Below are 16,471 nucleotides of genomic sequence, written 5' to 3'. Positions count from 1 at the left end.
GATGAGCCGGACCCCCGACCCGGGCGCGGGCGGCGACGCGTCCGAGGGGCCGGCCGACGATCCGGGCGCGTGTACCCTCTGCGAGCTCCCGACCGACGGCGTCGACGTCACCGACGACGACGGCAACCGCTTCTGCTGCATCGGCTGCCGCGACGTGTACGGCGCGCTCGGCGACGTCGACGTCGACGCCGACGCCGTCCGCGAGCGCCGGCGGGAGCGGGGCGGCGAGGAGCCGAGCGGGTCCGGCGACGCCGACCGCGACCTCCCCGACGGCCACGAGCCGACGTACCTGGAGGTCGACGGGATGCACTGCGCGACCTGCGAGGCGTTCATCGAGACGGTCGCGACCGACGCCGACGGCGTCAGCGCCGCGAGCGCGAGCTACGTCACGGACACGGTGCGCGTCGACCGCGACCCGGACGCCGTCTCTATCGACGAGCTCACCGAGACGGTGAGCGGGCTCGGCTACAGCGCGTACGCCCGCGACGACGCCTTCTCGCGCCGGCAGGCGAGCAACATGGCGACCGCGCGGCTCGCGGCGGGCGTCCTCGTCGGGATGGCCGTGATGCTACAGTACATCGTCTTAATCTACCCGACGTACTTCGCGTTCCCCTTCTACGACCAACGGACCCTCGACTACCTCAACGAGGCGATGGCCTCCACCTCCGGAACGTACTTCTTCATCGTCATCGCCGTCCTGACCACCATCGTCCTCTTTTTCACCGGGAAGCCAATCTTGCGCGGCGCGTACGTCAGCGCCAAGACGCGCTCGCCGAACATGGACCTGCTCGTCGCCATCGCGGCGGTGAGCGCGTACCTCTACAGCACGCTGGCGGTGATCTTCGTCGAGTCGCCCTCCATCTACTACGACGTGACCGTCGCGATCATCGTCATCGTCACGGTCGGCAATCACTACGAGGACTCGGTGAAAGACCGCGCGACGGCGCTGCTCTCGGAGGTCACCGCGGTCCAGGTCGACGACGCGCGCCGGCTGACCGACGCGGGCGAGACCGAGTCGGTCGCCGTCGAGGCGCTCGAACCGGGCGACCGGCTGCTCGTGCGCGCCGGCGAGCGGGTCCCGGTCGACGGCGAGGCGGTCGACGGCGACGCCGCGGTCGACGAGTCGGTCGTCACCGGCGAGTCGCTCCCGGTCCGGAAGGTCGCCGGCGACGCGGTCGTCGGCGGCTCCGTCGTCGCGGACGGCTCGCTCACGGTCGCGGTCGGCCCGGACGCCACGTCCAGCCTCGACCGCGTCGCGGAGCTGGTCTACGACCTCCAGAGTGGGAACCACGGCGTCCAGAAGCTCGCGGACCGGCTCGCGACCGCCTTCGTCCCGGCGGTCCTCGTCATCGCGGTCGTCGCCGCCGGCGCGTCGCTCGCGCTCGGCGGCGCCCCGACCGACGCGATGCTCGTCGGGCTGACGGTGCTCATCGTCTCCTGCCCGTGCGCGCTCGGGCTGGCGACGCCGCTCGCGGTCGCCGCGGGGATCCGCGACGCCTTAGAACGCAGCATCGTCGTCTTCGACGACACCGTCTTCGAGCGGATCCGCGACGCCGACACCGTCGTTTTCGACAAGACCGGAACCCTAACCACCGGCGAGATGCGGCTGATCGACCGCGCGGTCGACGACGACCTGCTCCGGCTCGCGGCCGCCCTCGAATCGCGCTCCGCGCACCCGGTCGGGCAGGCGGTCGCGGCGGCGCGGGACGACCTCGACGGCGCGGACGCCGGTCTCGGGGGGGCGGCCGACGACGGCGCGACGACGGCGGTCGCCGACGGCGGGGCGGAGGCGGTCGACGCTCCCGCGGCAGACGGCGACGCCCCCGCGGTCGAGTCCTTCGAGAGCCACGCCCGCGGCGTCTCCGGGCTCGTCGACGGCGTCGAGGTCGTCGTCGGGCACCCCGACCTGTTCGACGAGCGGGGCTGGACCGTCTCCGACGAGATCCGCGAGGCGGTCGCCGACGCGCGCGACGTGGGGCGGGTCCCGGTCGCCGTCGGCCGCGACGGCGCTGCGGAGGGGTTCGTCGTGGTCGGCGACGAGCTCCGCGAGGGGTGGGAGGAGACGGTGACGGCGCTCGACGAGTCGGGCGTCGAAGTGATCGTCCTCACCGGTGACGACGAGCGGGCCGCGACGGTGTTCGCCGAGCACGACGCGGTCTCGTCGGTGTTCGCGGGCGTACCGCCGGAGGGGAAAGCCGAGGCAGTCGGGCGGCTGAAGGAGCGGGGCGTCACCGTGATGGTCGGCGACGGCACCAACGACGCGCCGGCGCTCGCCGCGGCTGATCTCGGCATCGCGCTCGGCGGCGGCACCGCGATGGCGGCCGACGCGGCCGACGTGGCGATCGTCGACGACGAGCTCGGATCCGTGGCGACCGTCTTCGAACTCGCGCGGGCGGCGGGCCGACGTGTGAAGGGGAACATCGGTTGGGCGTTCTGTTACAACGCGGTCGCCATCCCGCTGGCGGCGACCGGCCTCCTGAACCCGCTGTTCGCCGCGGTCGCGATGGGCGCGTCGAGCCTCCTCGTCGTGACGAACTCCTCGCGGGCGCTGCTCTCCGCGGACTGAGGTCGCCGTCGAGACGCGGCCGCGCCCGCCCCGACCGCAAACGATTTTCGGCTCACGCGAGTAGACGGAAGCGATGACAGATCAACAGCAGCAGCCCGCGGTCCCGACCCGGAACGGCATGCCCGTTCTCGGGCTCGGCACGTGGGAGAACGACGACCCCGCGCAGTGCACCGAGTCGGTCGCGAACGCGCTCGACGCCGGCTACCGCCACGTCGACACCGCCCAGATCTACGGCAACGAGGCGGCCGTCGGCGAGGGGATCGCCGCGAGCGACGTCGACCGCGACGAGATATTCCTCGCGTCGAAGGTGTGGATCGACAACCTCTCGCCCGCCGACGTCGCCTCGTCGACCCGCGAGAGCCTCGACAAACTCGGCGTCGACGCGGTCGACCTCATGTACGTCCATTGGCCGGCTGGGGAGTACGAGCCCGAGGAGACGCTGCCGGCGTTCGCCGAGCTGCGCGACGACGGCCTGATCGACCGGATCGGCGTCTCGAACTTCGAGCCGGAACACCTCGACGCCGCGACGGACGCCCTCGGCGAGGCGCCGTTCGCGAACCAGGTCGAGATGCACCCGCTGCTCCGGCAGGAGGCGCTGCGGGAGTACGCCGACGCCAACGACGTCGAACTCGTCGCCTACTCGCCGCTCGCCCGCGGCGAGATCCTTGACGATCCGGCGATCGTCGATATCGCCGAGAAGCACGGCGTCAGCGCCGCGCAGGTGAGCCTCGCGTGGCTCCGGGAGAAGGGCGTGACCGCCATCCCGAAGGCGACCGGGATCGACCACATCCGCGACAACCTCGCGAGCGTCGACCTCACGCTCGACGACGAGGACGTCGAGGCGATCGACTCGCTCGGGCGCACCGACCGCCAGCTCAACCCCGACTTCGGGCCGGACTGGTAGGCGCGGCGAACTCCCGTCTCACTCCGACGCGAGCGGCAGCGACACCGTGATCCGGTTGCCGCGTCCGTCGCCCGCCGTGTCGCCGACGACGGCGACGGCTCCACCCGACAGCTCCACGCTCCAGTAGACGAGCCAGAACCCGAGACCGCTGCTGTGGTAGACGCGGGTCATGTCGTGGTCGCCGGTGAGCACGTCGGCCTCGACGGCGGGTATCGCGGGGAGGTCGTCCTCGACGACGAGTTCGGCGCCGGTCTCGGTGCGGCGGAGGCGCACGGTCACCGTCGGCGCCCCGTCGTCGCTGTGCTGGAACGGGTTCTCTAAGAGCTCGATCACCGCCGACCGGAGCTCCGCGCGCCCCGCCGCCGCGACCGCGTCGAGTTCGTCGACCGTTATCGAGCCGTTCGGGTACCGGTCGCGCACGGTCTCGACACACTCCGTGACCACGCTCCGGAGGTCGATCCGACCGGGTTCGCCGTGGTCGGTGATGAGCTCGATTATCTCCCGCTCCTTCTGTGCGGTCTCGAGGAGCCCCTCGCCGACCCGCCGGATCACCGCGGTGTGTTCGGCCGACTCCGGCAGGTCGGCCTCGAGCTCCTCGACGGTCCCGAGGACGACGTTGAGGTCGTTCCGGAGGTTGTGCCGCAGGAGGTTGTCCATCACGACCAGCTGGCGCTCGCGCCGCCGGCGGTCGGTGACGTCCTTCGTGAACCCCGTGATCCGGACGACCTCGCCGTCTCGGGTGATCGGCTCCCCTTGGACCCACACCCACCGGTTGAAGTTCTCGTCGGCGTTCACCCGGTACTCGACGTCGACCGCCGTCCCCGCGGAGAGCTGCGCCATCGCCTCCCTGACGCAGGGGCGGTCGTCCGGGTGGATCGCGTCGAGGAACGCGTCCGGGTCCCCGTCGAGCTCGTCGAGCGACGCGCCGTATATCTGCTCGTAGGCGGGGTTCATGAAGAGCAGTTCGGACCAGTCGGCGTTGAACATCCAGAGGACGTCGCTGGAGACCGACGCGAGCTCCTCGAGGTAGGAGGCGGTCTCCGCGCGCTCGTCTTCCGCCCGAACGCGGCCGCTGACGTCCCGCGAGCTGACGACGAACCCGTCGAGCGCGCCGTCGGTGAGGTTCGACATCCGGCTCTCAAGCCAGACCCACGACCCGTCCGCGGTCCGGTGGCGGTACTCGGCCGTGACCTCGGTGAACCCCTCGGCCCGAATTGCCCCCTCGAAGGTGTCCCGCACGGCCGCCCGCTCCTCCGGGTGGATGTACTCGAAAGCGCTCGTCCCGACGAGTTCGTCGGGCTCGAAGCCTAAGATCCGCTCGACGGCCCCGTTGACGTAGGTGTAGGTTCCCAGTTCGTCCAGCAGCGCGACCTTGTCTTGCGCCTGGTCGAGCAGCAGCCCGTACGGTTCGGACCGACTCATCTCCTCCTTTTACCTCGCGTACGTGTATAACCGTCACGGCCGCTCCGGTCAGTCCGGCAATCGCCGAGCCGCGACGGCCGAAAATATATCCTCGACTACACGTGTTCGGCGAGGAAGTCGACGATCTCGCGGTACGCCTCGATCCGGTTGTCGAGCTTCGCGAAGCCGTGCCCCTCGTCGTCGAAGATCAGCTTCCGGACCGGGACGCCCTGCTCGCGGGCCTCCTCGACGATCTGTTCGGCCTCGCCGACGGGCACCCGCGGGTCGTTCTCGCCGTGGAGGACGAAGAGGGGGGCCTCGATCCGCTCGATGTTGTTGATCGGCGAGACGGACTCGAGGAACTCGCGGTCCTCCTCCAGCGAGCCGTACTCGGCCTCGCGCAGCGAGCGCCGCCAGTCGCCGGTGTTCTCTAAGAACGTGACGAAGTTCGCGATGCCGACGATGTCGACCCCGGCGGCCCACAGGTCGGGGTACTCCGTCAGCGACGCTAACACCATGAAGCCGCCGTAGGAGCCCCCCATCGCGACGACGCGGTCGGGGTCCACCTCGGGGTGGTCGTGGAGCCACCCGACCGCCTCGCGGATGTCTCTCACCGAGTCCATCCGGTTCTCCACGTCGTCGAGCCCGGAGTACGCCTTCCCGTACCCTGAGGAGCCGCGGACGTTGGGCTCGAAGACGGCGTACCCGTTGTTCAGCAGGTACTGCGTGACCGAGGCGAAGGAGGGGCGGCGCTGCGACTCGGGCCCGCCGTGGATGTCGACGACGACCGGGTAGCCCGACTCCGGCGGCTCCGTCTCCGGCACGGAGAAGAACGCGGGGATCTCTCTGCCGTCGAACGTCGGGTAGTGGACCAGCTCGCGCTCGACGAACGTGTCCGGCGGGACCCCCGCCGTCGAGGCGCGCGTCCAGCGCTCCGCCTCGCCCGTGGTCGCGTCGACGACGTAGACGTTCGCGTTGTGCGTGCTGCCCGTCGCGGTCACCGCGAACCGGTCGCCCTCGGGGCCGAAGCTCACGCCGCCCGCGACGCCGTCCGGGAGGTCAGGGGTCGGGAACTCGTCGATCCGGTCGGGCGCGACGAGCTCGCCGGCGGTGAGCTCGGTGTAGCCGTCGACGTTCCGAGAGTAGACGAGCCGGCGGGAGTCCTCGTCTATCGCCACGCCGTCGACGTTCCACTCGCCGCCGTCGGCGACGACGTCGAACTCGCCGGTCTCTAACTCGAGCCGCTCCAACCGGAGGGTGTCCGTGTCACGGTCGGTGACGAGGTAGACTCCCTCGCCGTCGGGGCCCCACTCCGGACTGGCGTACCGGACGTCGCCCTCGTGGGGCGTATGGTGGGTCAGGTCGCCGGTCGACAGATCGAGGGTGTACACGTCGTGGTCGAACGAGGAGTGCGCCTCGTGGACGATCAGCCGGTCGTCGCTCGGCGACCAGCCGGCGACCGAGAGCCACCCATCGCCCTCGTAGGCCAGTTCGGCGTCGTCGCCCGTCTCGTCGCGGCCCTGAACGTACACGTCGAAGACGGCCTCGTCGCGGCGGTTCGACGCGAACGCGAACCGGTCGCCCGTCGAGTTCCAACCGCCCCACCGGTGTTTCGCCTCGGGCATGTCGGTGAGGTCCGTGATCTCTCCCGACTCGTAGTCGAGCCGGTACAGTTGGGCGCGCTCGTTGCCGCCCTCGTCCATGCCGAAGACGGCCTCGGAGCGCTCCGGCGAGGAGTCGACGAAGGAGACGGACTCCTCGAAGAACGTGTGCTGTTCGGGCCACGACTCGGGCTCGCGGACCGACCACACCTGCCCCGTGCCGGTCGTGTCGAGCAGGAAGGAGAGCCGGCCGTCGGGGCCGAGGTCGGCGCCGCCCGCGTTCCGCACGTTGAGGTAGCGTTCGATGTCGTACTGTCGCATGGGGCCCGATTCCGCGCGTGTCGTGAAACCGTTTCGGGTGGCGGACCCCCGCTGCGGACGACGCCGGCGGCCCCCGCACGGTCGCCGCCCCGCACGGTCGCCGCCCCGCCTCCCGCCGCGATGCCGTGTCTTTTTACCGGCGCCCCCCGTGCGGTCGGCGTATGCGCGTCGCGTTCGTCTCGCTTTTCGCCCCCGGACACGGGGAGACCCCGGCGCGAACGCGAACCCTGCGGACCGCTCGCGCCCTCGCCGAACGCGGCCACGCCGTCGTCTGGCTCTGCGCGCAGTGGTGGGGCGGCGACCACGACTCGTTCTCCGAGGACGGGATCGAGTACCGGTCGGTCACCGTTGAGCCCGCGCCCGCCGCCTTCGCCGCGAAGCTCCCGGCCGCCCTCCGCCGCCTCGCCCCCGACGTGGTCCACGCCGTCAACAGCCCGCCGACGCCCGCGCTCGCCGCCACGGTCGGGGGGTCGCTCTCGCGGGTCCCGGTCGTCGTCGACTGGTGGCGCGACCACCCCGCCGACGCCCGCCGTTGGTACCGGCCGCTCGCGCGGCGCGCGGACGCGGTCGCGACCCCCTCGCGGACCACCAAGACGCGCGTCCGCGAACACGGCGCCGACGGCGACGACGTCCGCGTCCTGCCCGAGAGCATCGACTTCGACGCCGTCGAGTCGGCGGGCGTCGACGACCGGTTCGACGCGGTGTACTCGCGGCGGCTCGACCGCCACGCCAACGTCGAGACGTTCCTCCTCGGGCTGGCGGAGCTGCGCGGCCGCGACTGGACCGCGGCGGTGATCGGCGACGGTCCCGAGCGCGGTCGGATCGAGGCGACCGCGAGCGACCTCCGGATCGACGACCGGGTCGAGTTCCTCGGGGACTTGCCGGTCGAAGAGCGGATTCCGATATTTAAGGGAACCCACGTCGCCGTCGCGACCGCGACGTGGGAGACGTTCGCGATCGACCTGCTGCGAGCGGTCGCGTGCGGCTGCGTCGCCCTCGTCGAGTACCAGGCGGACTCCAGCGCCCACGAGCTCGTCGAGGGGCGCGAGCGCGGGCGGCTCGTGACGAGCCCGGCGGAGTTGGCCGACGAGTTCGTCGCGGTCGGCGACCTCGAACGCCGCGCGGTCGACCGCGAGTTCGCCTCCTTCGACCACGACGCGGTGATCGACCGGTACGTCGCGCTGTACGAGGAGCTGGTCGGCGCGGAGTGAACGGGGCGCGTCACGGTCGCTCGGGGTCGACGGCGTGGATCAGAACCTCGCAGTCGGTCTCAAGCGCGGGTTCGAGGAACGCCGCCGGGTCCGCGAGCACCCGCCGGAACAGCCGTTCCGAGAGGCGCGCCTCCCAGTCGTCGGACTCGTAGAAGGCCTCGAAGAGGCGGTCCATGTCCTCGGTCTCCATGTAGTAGTGGACCACCTGCCGGTCTCCGACGGTCTCCAACAGCAGCGACTCGGTGTACATCGCCTCCGCCTCGACGGTGTCCGTCTCGTCGCGCGCCCACGACTGGACGCGGTCGAACCGTTTGAGCCAGTTGACGAGGTCGATCGCGCGGGCGACGAGCGCGCTGGTCGCCCCGGGCCTCAGCGCGAGGGAGACGATCGCGACCGGGATTGGCAGCTCGTCGCCGACGACGGGCGCGACGAGGGACCGCCCGACCACGTCGGCGTACCGCTCCCGCCTGCGGGGGTTGGTCACGTGCGTGACGTACCGGTGGCCGTCGCGACCGCCGGCGTGGACCGTCGGCTCCCCGGCCAGCAGGTCCGCCAGCCCGGCCTCGAACAGCGGCGACGCGTCCCGGACGGTCGCGTCCGGCGTCCGCCACGCGTCGGCGTCGGCGTCGACGACCTCCACGTACCAGAGCAGCGCGTCGCCGCGCCCCGGATCGCGGTCGGCGCCGTCGGTCCGCCCGAATCCGCCGTCATCGAGGAACAGCGTGACGAGCGTCACCCCGTCGACCGGCAGCAGGGTACGAACGTCTCCGTCGCGGTGGTCGTCGGCCCAAGCCGCGAGTAACTCCCATACGGCCGCCGTCTCCCCGTCGGCGATCGGCTGCCGAAGCAGCAGGGAGTCGAAGACGTCGATACCCCCGCGCTCGGGGTACCCCGGGGGGACCCCTCCGTCGCTCGCGTCGTCGGTCGATGCGTCGCCGGGGTCGTCCGTCCGCGGGGGACTCATACGCGTTGCTATGGGCACGACGAATGAGTCAGTTTCTGCGGCACAGTTAGCGTATTTATAAAAATCTCCCACGGACTCGCCCGAACGGACCGGCGGAGGGACCGCCGCTTACCCCGCCACCGAGCCGCTCCGCGTCCGGCGACTACGCCTGATCCTGCCGGGTGATCGTGCCGCCGTACTTCATGAACACGAACGCCAGCCCCAGCGTGCTCACCATCGCGATGAACGTCGCGATGCCGAGCGCCCGGGCGGCGTCCGGGACGAACACCGCGTTCGATTCCCCGCCGCCGCCGGTCTCGACGGTGGCGACGTCCTCGCCGACGGCGAGGCCGCCGTGCATGCCGACCGTGGTGTGGGGCACGCAGTGGTAGTGGGTGATGCCGGCGTCCTCGCCCGACGTCTCGTACTCGTAGGTGTACCCCTCCTCGCCGACGGGGTCGCCGCTGTCGAGGCTGGCCGGGCCGCCGTCCTCGACCGTCTGGACGTTGTGGTCGCCGCCGTTTCCGGTCCACTCCCAGGTGATCGTCGTCCCCTCGTCGACCCACACCAGCGTCGGGTCGAACGCGAGCCCCTGGTCGCCGGCGCCGACGGAGATGGTCACCGAGTCCTGCCCGCGGGCGTCGGTGTACGACCCGACGTTCCCTTCGGCGCCGCTCGGCCAATCGGGCGCCACTTCCTGTGCAGCCGCCGTCCCCGCCGTCGCCGTCGCCGCGCCGGCGGCGGCCGCCGCACCGCCGGCCGTCCGCATGAACGCGCGCCGAGAGACGTCGTCCGAACTCATACCACCCGGTTCGTAACGGGCCGTAGTGAATATGTTGATCCGAACGCGGGATCGTCGGTCGCCCGGTGCCCGTGATTGTTTATAAACGGTTCGCGGCCCTGCGGCGGACTTCTCCGAATCCCGGCCGCTCGTTTATAAATGGCTGAATACAAGACGACGAACACCTCCAAAGCCCCAGTCGCGAGGCGGACGCACGCTCGCTGTGCTCCTCGGTCGCTCGTTTCACTCGCTCCCTGCGGTGCTTGCGTCGCCTGCGTCCGCCTCGTGACTGCCCCTTTGAGTCCCGCCCACAGCACCGCGACAGCACCTCACGCCTCCCCAGCCTCGTCGGTCGCCGTCGCTTCGCTCGGCGACCGACTCCCTCGCGCGGGCTCCTCGCGGCCTCCGCTTCGCTCCGGCCGCTCGCAGGCACGCGCCACCGCCTCGTCTATTTATAACGGAGCGTCGCCGCCGCGGTCGCGTATTTAAATACGACCTACCGCCGGATCCCGTCGAGGTCGTCGAGGAACGCCCGCAGCGCCGCCCGCGTCACGTGCGGCATACACACCACGCGGAGTTCTCCGGAGCCGGTCCGCGACACCTTCCAGCCGGCGTCGCGGAGCGCCTGAAACTCGGACTCGGGCACGTCGGCCGCGACGAGCGGCAGTTCGGGCTCGACGACGTCGTACCCGCGGGCCGCGAGTTCGCCGGCGAGCCACTCGGCGTTGTCGGCCGCGCGCTCCGCGGCCTCGCGGTAGCCGTCGGGCCAGAGCGCGTCCATCGCCGCGACGGCGCCGGCGACGCCCGCGCCGCTCCGGGTCCCGGTGAGCGTCGCCTGCGACCGGGATTCCAGGTAGGGGGTCTCGACGGCGAGCGCGTCGAGCGCGGCGTCCTCGCGGGCCAGCAGGCCGCCCGCCGGGACCGGGGCCTGCCCGAACTTGTGGGGGTCGATCGTCAGCGTGTCGACCGGCGCGTCGGCGAACGACCAGTCGCGGTCGGTGAACGGGAGGACGAACCCGCCCCACGCGGCGTCGACGTGGAACCGCGCGCCGGCCTCCTCGGCGATCGCCGCCAGCTCCGAAATCGGGTCGACCCGACCGTACTCGGTGCTGCCGGCGACGCCGACGACGAGCGCCGTCGCGTCGTCGACCGCGGCCGCGACCGCCTCCGCGTCCGCCCGGTAGTCGTCGTCGAGGGGGACCGTCCGTAGCTCCACGTCGAGCAGCGCCGCTGCCTTGGTGAACGAGAAGTGCGCGCTCGCCGGCGCGACGACGTTGACGTCGCGCTCGCTGCGCGCGCCGCCGCTCCCGCCGCGCGAGCCGTCGCTCCCGCCGTGCCGGTTCCGCGCCGATCGCACCGCCTGGACGTTCGCCTCGGTGCCCCCGGAGGTGACGTACCCGGCGGCGTCGGCCGGTGTCGGATGGGCTGCGAGCGCCGCGAGCCCCTCGACCGCGCGTGCCTCTAACTCCGCCACCGCGTCGTAGGTCGCGGGGTCGCCGGGGTTCGTCGCGAGGAAGCGCTCGGCGGCCGCGCGGGCGTCCGGGTGCGGCTCCGTGCACATCGAGGAGAGGACCCGATCGAACGACTGCGGCTCCGGTTCCGGCTGTCGCATCTGCTCTCCTGTTGCCGGGGACGGCTCTTACTCGTTCCGCTCTGGGGCGCGTCGGGGCCGAATCGCTTCGGACGGCCTCAGCGGACCGAGTCGAGCAGGAGCCGCTGTTCGGTCCGCTTCACCTCGTGTTGGACGTCGCGGACCGCGTCGATGTTCGCGGAGATGGAGGAGACCCCCTTCTCGACGAGGAACTCGACCATCTCGGGCTTCGAGCCGGCCTGCCCGCAGATGCTGGTGTCGACGTCGAGCTCGCGGCACGTCTCGATCGTGTCGCCGATGAGCCGCAACACCGCCGGGTGGAGCTCGTCGAACCGGTCGGCGACGTGCTCGTTGTTGCGGTCGACCGCGAGCGTGTACTGCGTGAGGTCGTTCGTGCCGAAGGAGGCGAAGTCGATACCCGCCTCGGCGAGCTCCTCGATCTGGAGCGCGCTCGCCGGCGTCTCGATCATCACGCCCCAGCGGTGAGTCTCGGGGTCGATCCCGACGTCGCGCATGTGTCGCGTGATCCCCTCGACGTCGCTCGCGTCGTTGACTAAGGGGAACATCACCTCCAGGTTGTCGTACCCCATCTCGTAGAGGCGCGCGAACGCGGCCAGCTCCTGGCGGAACGGCTCGGGCTTGTCGAGGCTCCGGCGGATCCCGCGCCAGCCGAGCATCGGGTTGTGTTCGGCGGGCTCGCCGCCCCCGCCCTCCAGCTCGCGGAACTCGTCGGTCGGCGCGTCGATGGTCCGCACCCGGACCGGCCGGGGATAGAACTCGTCGGCGACCCGTCGGACGCCCTCGATGAGTTCGTCCTGATAGGCGCGGGCGCCGTGGTCGGCGATGTACTTCTCGGGGGTCTTCCCGAGCGACAGCACCATGTGTTCGATCCGGAGCAGGCCGACGCCGTCGGCGCCCGTCGCCGCGGCGCGCTCGGCCGCCTCCGGGATCGAGACGTTCACCTTCACCTCCGTCGCCGTCATCGGCTTGACGGGGGTCTCGGGGCGTGCGGCCTCCACCGGCTCGAACTCCTCGCCGGGCTCGGCGGACTCGGACTCGCCCGCTCGGATCGTCCCCTTGTCGCCGTCGAGGGTGACCTGCTGGCCGTCTTCGAGGACGCGGGTCCCCTTACCGGTGCCGACGACCGCGGGGACGCCGAGCTCGCGGGAGATGATCGCCGCGTGACTCGTCATCCCGCCCTCGTCGGTGACGATGCCGGCGGCGCGCTTCATCGCGGGCACCATGTCGGGCATCGTCATCTCCGTCACCATCACGTCGCCCTCCTGGACCTGATCGAGGTGGTCGAGCTTGTGGACGATCCGGACGGCGCCGGAGACGACCCCCGGGCTCGCGCCGAGCCCGTCGACGAGGACGTCGGCGTCGTCTCCGGTGGATCCGCCGCCGGCCGCGCCGGGCTGGCCCGACGCCGCGTCCCCGACAGCGGACTTCCGCGGGGTCTCGCCGCCGGTTCCGCCTGCGTCCGTCCCGTCTTCCTCGCCGGCGTCTTCCCGGATCGTCGTGATCGGGCGCGACTGGAGCATGTATATCTCGCCGTCGTAGATAGCCCACTCGACGTCTTGAGGAGACCCGTAGTGGTCCTCGACCCGCTCGCCGAGCGCGACGAGGTCGCCGATCTCCGCGTCGGAGAGCACCCGCTCGTGTCGGCGGTCCTCGTCGAGGTCGAGCTGGACCGTCTCGCCGGTCTCCTCGTCTTTCACCATCTCCACCTTCTTGTCCGCGACGGTGACGTCGTCGACCTCGGCGCGTCCGCGGTCGTACACGTAGTTGTCGGGGGAGACGGTGCCGGAGACGACCGCCTCGCCGAGGCCCCACGCGGCCTCGATGGTGACCTGCGGCTCGCCCGTCGAGGGGTGGCTGGTGAACATCACGCCGGACTTATCGGCGTCGACCATCCGCTGGACGACGACCGCGATGTCGACCTCGGAGTGGGGGAACCCGCGCTGCTGTCGGTAGTAGATCGCGCGCTGGGTGAAAAGCGAGGCCCAGCACTCCTTCACGCGCCGGAGGAGGTCGTCCTCGCGGACGTTGAGGAACGTCTCCTGCTGGCCGGCGAACGAGGAGTCGGGCAGGTCCTCGGCGGTCGCGGACGAGCGGACGGCGACGAACGCCTCCTCGCCGTCCTCGCCCATCTCCCGGTACTGTTCGAGGATCTCCTCGCGCACCTCCTCGGGGAACGGCGTCTCGAGGATGAGTTCCTCCGCGCGCGCCTCCGCCTCGCGGAGCGCCGCGGAGTCCTCGGGGTCGACGTCGACGGCGTCGAACAGCTCGGCGTCGATCCCGGCCTCCTCGATGAAGGTCCGATACGTGCCCGCGGTGACGGCGAATCCCGGCGGAACCGGGAGCCCCGCACCGATGAGTTCACCGAGCGACGCGGCCTTTCCGCCGACGGTCCCGACGTCGTCGGCGTCGACGTCCTCCAGCAAGAGTACTGCCATTCGTGTACTCGGAGGATCCGCGAGGCGACCTATGAAGGTTCCGGCGTACGCAACGCTGAATAAAAGATTACTCGCCGCCGAGTTGTGTCCGTGCGCGGCTATCGATGTCGGGACGGGCCCCAAATTCGGTGTTTCGCGTCGTTTCTGCGGCACTGACGCGTTACCGATCGCGGCGACCGCCGCGCAAGCCGGATCGTGGTGCGCACGCGTTTCTATCACGGAGCGGCGTGAAACCCCGGCCGCGACGAGAGCGCCGCGGCCGCAAACGAAAGAGGGCCGAAGGTCGGGAACAGCGAACCGAACCGCGGTTCGTACCACCTCGTAACGGACAGGACGGCCTATACTTATCTCCGGTTTCGCGAACGGACTCCGTAACTAGTTACAGAAGTTGTAACACTTGTGTCTACCCGAGCGCGTCCCGACTCGGTCGACCGTCGCTGCCGATCTGTCGCGATTGATCCCCCGCGCTGATCAGTCGCGGTCGAGGCGCCGCCGCTCGTCGCACAGCAGTCGCTCCCAGAGTCCGAACAGGGTGCTGTCGAGGCTGTAGGCGTCGTCGACGCGACGGACCCAGCGGTCGTCGGCGAACAGGTGTCGCTGGAACCGACGTACCTCGGGCGAGAGGCGGTCCCGCTCCCCGCCGTAGTACGACAGCGACTCCTCGCGGGTCCGCGCGACGAGGCCGTCGGGCACCTCGATCCCGTCGGCTGCGGCGACGTGGTCGAACCACTCCAGGTGGAGCAGCGAGTCGGCGAGGAGGAACCGCTCGCGGAAGCCGGACACCCGCGACAGCGCCGGCGCGCCGTCGATCCGGACGTCGGTCGGGCGAGAGAACCGCGGCGCGGTGGCGGTGACGGCCGCGCGCTCGGCCACCGCGCCGGCGACCCGTCGCAGCCGCCAGTCGGCGTACCGGACCGGCGCGATCAGCGTGAGCTCGTACCAGGTCGGCAGCCACTCGCAGTACGGCTCCGAGAACGCCCCGTCCGCGAGCAGGGTCGCCGCGACGGAGCGCGCCTCGTCGGGCGTCAGCTCGTCGGGCGCCGTCCGGAGGCGACGGGCGATTCGGTCGGTGTCGAGCTCGTCGACGCCGTCGAATCCCATGCCCTCGGCCACCTCGGTCGTGTACGCGCGGCCGGCCTCGTACCAGTCCGCGAAGTCAGTGGCGGTCGTCAGCCGGAGGAGTCGGAGGACCGTGATACCGATCGGAGGGGCCGAGTCGAAATAACCGTTCGGTCGTCAGCCGTCGACGGAGCCGCCGGCGTCGCGCTCGATCAAGCTCCCGGCGTCGCGCTCTCCCACTTCCTCCGGCTCGTCGAGCGCGTCGTCGAGCCCCCACTCCGCGGCGCGGTCGCGCGCCTCGGACCGGGCCTGCTCGCGGATTGCGTCGATTCGCTCGTCGTCTGCGAGGAACGCGGCGACGGCGTCGTCCTCGTCGGCGGTATCCCGCAGGCGTTCCTCGGGCGCCGCCTCGCGGGTCCGCTCCGCGAGGTCGACGTCGTCGGCCAGCTCGGTCGCGGCCGCGTCGGGCGCGACGCGTACCGCCTCCTCTTCGTGAGCCGCCGCCAGCCCGCCGGCGTCGACGGCGTACAGCTCGACGCGGTACGGGCCGGGGACCGCCAGCTCCGCGAGCGCGTCCGGACCGCCGTTGTCCGTCACGGTGTTGTACGCCAGCACGGGGACGCCGTCCTCGAACGTGATCACGCCGCGGGCCTCGCCGGACAGCAGCAGCGTCTCCTGGGGCACGAGCGTCGCGTAGCCGGTAAGCTCGCGGTCGAGCGCGCGAGAGAGGGTCGTCCCCACGTCGGAGACCACGCGCGAGCGCAGGAGCGTCCCCCGCGGGATGGTGAGCTCCGGCGACTCGGCGCCGTCGCCCTTCGGGCGCCCGCTCATGGCGTGTCGGGAACAACCGCGCTGCGGAACCGGTCGGCGACCGCGTCGCCGTCGCCGTCGCGCACGTCGAGCCGGTCGGCGGCCCGCCGGAAGCGCGCGGCGGCCTCGCTTTCCGGGGCGTGCGCGAGCAGGGGTTTTCCCGCGCGGCGCGCCGCCCGGACCGCGTCGCTCTCGGGGACGTTCGCGAGGACGGGACCGCCGAAGTGGCGCTCCGCCTGCGCGGCGACGTCGTCGGCCTCGTCCCGGACCTTGTTGAACAGGACGCCGGCCGTCTCCGTGCCGTACGAGCGCGCGTACTCCTGGACCTTCAGGCCGTCAGAGAGCGCGGGGATGGTCGGCTCGACGACGACCACGACGCGGTCGGCGAGCACGACCGGCAGCACGGCGGACTTCGAGCCCAGCGCGGCCGGCGAGTCGAGCAGGAGCACGTCGGTGTCGCGCGCGAGCTCGGCCACCACGTCGCGGAGCCGCTCCGGCTCTGCGGCCTCGAAGCCGGCGAGCGAGGTGCCGCAGGGGACGACTGAGAGCCCGAACCGCTCGTAGGTGGCCTCGCTCACGTCCGTCGCGGTGCCCTCGACGAGCAGGTCGTGGAGGGTGACCGCCGCGTCGTCGAGCCCGGCGTGAAAGAGGAGGTTCGCCATGCCCGTGTCGGCGTCCACGACGGTCACGTCGTGGTCGGCCGCGAGCGCCATCCCGAGCGCGAGCGTGCTCGTCGTCTTCCCCGTGCCGCCCTTCCCGCTGGCGACCGCGAACGCCTCGACCATACGCCCGCTCACCCGGCGGTCCGAATAAAAGCTATTCATCGC

Annotated in this window: 12 protein-coding genes; 3 read left to right on the top strand and 9 right to left on the bottom strand. The window is 71.4% G+C overall.

All coding sequences use genetic code 11. The features are described from left to right. The first annotated feature begins 1 nt into the window (after position 1). Positions 2 to 2,566 carry a heavy metal translocating P-type ATPase gene (locus F3H13_RS01160; protein WP_149797239.1) on the top strand — a complete coding sequence of 855 codons (2,565 nt, stop codon included), beginning with the start codon at positions 2 to 4 and terminating at the stop codon, positions 2,564 to 2,566. Between the two features lie 118 nt (positions 2,567 to 2,684). Further along, positions 2,685 to 3,470, top strand: coding sequence for an aldo/keto reductase (locus tag F3H13_RS01155; RefSeq protein ID WP_149797526.1), 786 nt, complete (start codon positions 2,685 to 2,687; stop codon positions 3,468 to 3,470). Between the two features lie 18 nt (positions 3,471 to 3,488). On the opposite strand, the gene F3H13_RS01150 is transcribed toward F3H13_RS01155, so the two are convergent. Both F3H13_RS01150 and F3H13_RS01145 read right to left on the bottom strand, forming a co-directional pair. Continuing rightward, a complete protein-coding gene (locus tag F3H13_RS01150; RefSeq protein ID WP_188127968.1) occupies positions 3,489 to 4,892 on the bottom strand; it encodes a PAS domain-containing sensor histidine kinase in 1,404 nt (467 codons plus the stop codon). Positions 4,893 to 4,987: 95 nt separating this feature from the next. Next, the gene (locus F3H13_RS01145; protein WP_149797238.1) at positions 4,988 to 6,793 is read right to left on the bottom strand and encodes a S9 family peptidase; all 1,806 of its coding nucleotides are present in this window, start codon (positions 6,791 to 6,793) and stop codon (positions 4,988 to 4,990) included. Between the two features lie 161 nt (positions 6,794 to 6,954). Here F3H13_RS01145 and F3H13_RS01140 point away from each other — a divergent pair, with 161 nt between their 5' ends. Continuing rightward, entirely contained in the window at positions 6,955 to 8,004 is a 1,050-nt protein-coding gene (locus tag F3H13_RS01140) for a glycosyltransferase (protein WP_149797237.1), read from the top strand. 10 nt (positions 8,005 to 8,014) lie between these two features. On the opposite strand, the gene F3H13_RS01135 is transcribed toward F3H13_RS01140, so the two are convergent. The 7 genes from F3H13_RS01135 to F3H13_RS01100 all read right to left on the bottom strand — a co-directional run bounded on the left by F3H13_RS01135 (position 8,015) and on the right by F3H13_RS01100 (position 16,429). Next, on the bottom strand, positions 8,015 to 8,968 hold the full coding sequence (locus tag F3H13_RS01135) for a hypothetical protein (RefSeq protein ID WP_149797236.1): 954 nt from the start codon (positions 8,966 to 8,968) through the stop codon (positions 8,015 to 8,017). 142 nt (positions 8,969 to 9,110) lie between these two features. Continuing rightward, a complete protein-coding gene (locus tag F3H13_RS01130) occupies positions 9,111 to 9,749 on the bottom strand; it encodes a halocyanin domain-containing protein (protein WP_149797235.1) in 639 nt (212 codons plus the stop codon). A 475-nt stretch (positions 9,750 to 10,224) separates the two neighbouring features. Further along, on the bottom strand, positions 10,225 to 11,340 hold the full coding sequence (gene mfnA, locus F3H13_RS01120; RefSeq protein ID WP_149797233.1) for a tyrosine decarboxylase MfnA: 1,116 nt from the start codon (positions 11,338 to 11,340) through the stop codon (positions 10,225 to 10,227). Between the two features lie 77 nt (positions 11,341 to 11,417). After that, positions 11,418 to 13,775 carry a phosphoenolpyruvate synthase gene (gene ppsA / locus F3H13_RS01115; protein ID WP_149797232.1) on the bottom strand — a complete coding sequence of 786 codons (2,358 nt, stop codon included), beginning with the start codon at positions 13,773 to 13,775 and terminating at the stop codon, positions 11,418 to 11,420. Positions 13,776 to 14,246: 471 nt separating this feature from the next. Beyond that, entirely contained in the window at positions 14,247 to 14,876 is a 630-nt protein-coding gene (locus tag F3H13_RS01110) for a hypothetical protein (RefSeq protein ID WP_149797231.1), read from the bottom strand. 135 nt (positions 14,877 to 15,011) lie between these two features. Further along, positions 15,012 to 15,665, bottom strand: a complete 654-nt coding sequence (locus F3H13_RS01105) for a hypothetical protein (RefSeq protein WP_149797230.1) — start codon at positions 15,663 to 15,665, stop codon at positions 15,012 to 15,014. Continuing rightward, positions 15,662 to 16,429: a nucleotide-binding protein gene (locus F3H13_RS01100; RefSeq protein WP_149797229.1), complete on the bottom strand. Its 768-nt coding sequence runs from the start codon at positions 16,427 to 16,429 to the stop codon at positions 15,662 to 15,664. The genes F3H13_RS01105 and F3H13_RS01100 overlap by 4 nt, the downstream gene beginning before the upstream one ends. Positions 16,430 to 16,471 lie beyond the last annotated feature (42 nt).

It is taken from the genome of Halorubrum xinjiangense, assembly GCF_900102375.1.
Lineage (GTDB): Archaea > Halobacteriota > Halobacteria > Halobacteriales > Haloferacaceae > Halorubrum > Halorubrum xinjiangense.
Note: the sequence above shows the minus strand (reverse complement) of the source record. Positions and strands in the feature narration are given on the sequence as shown.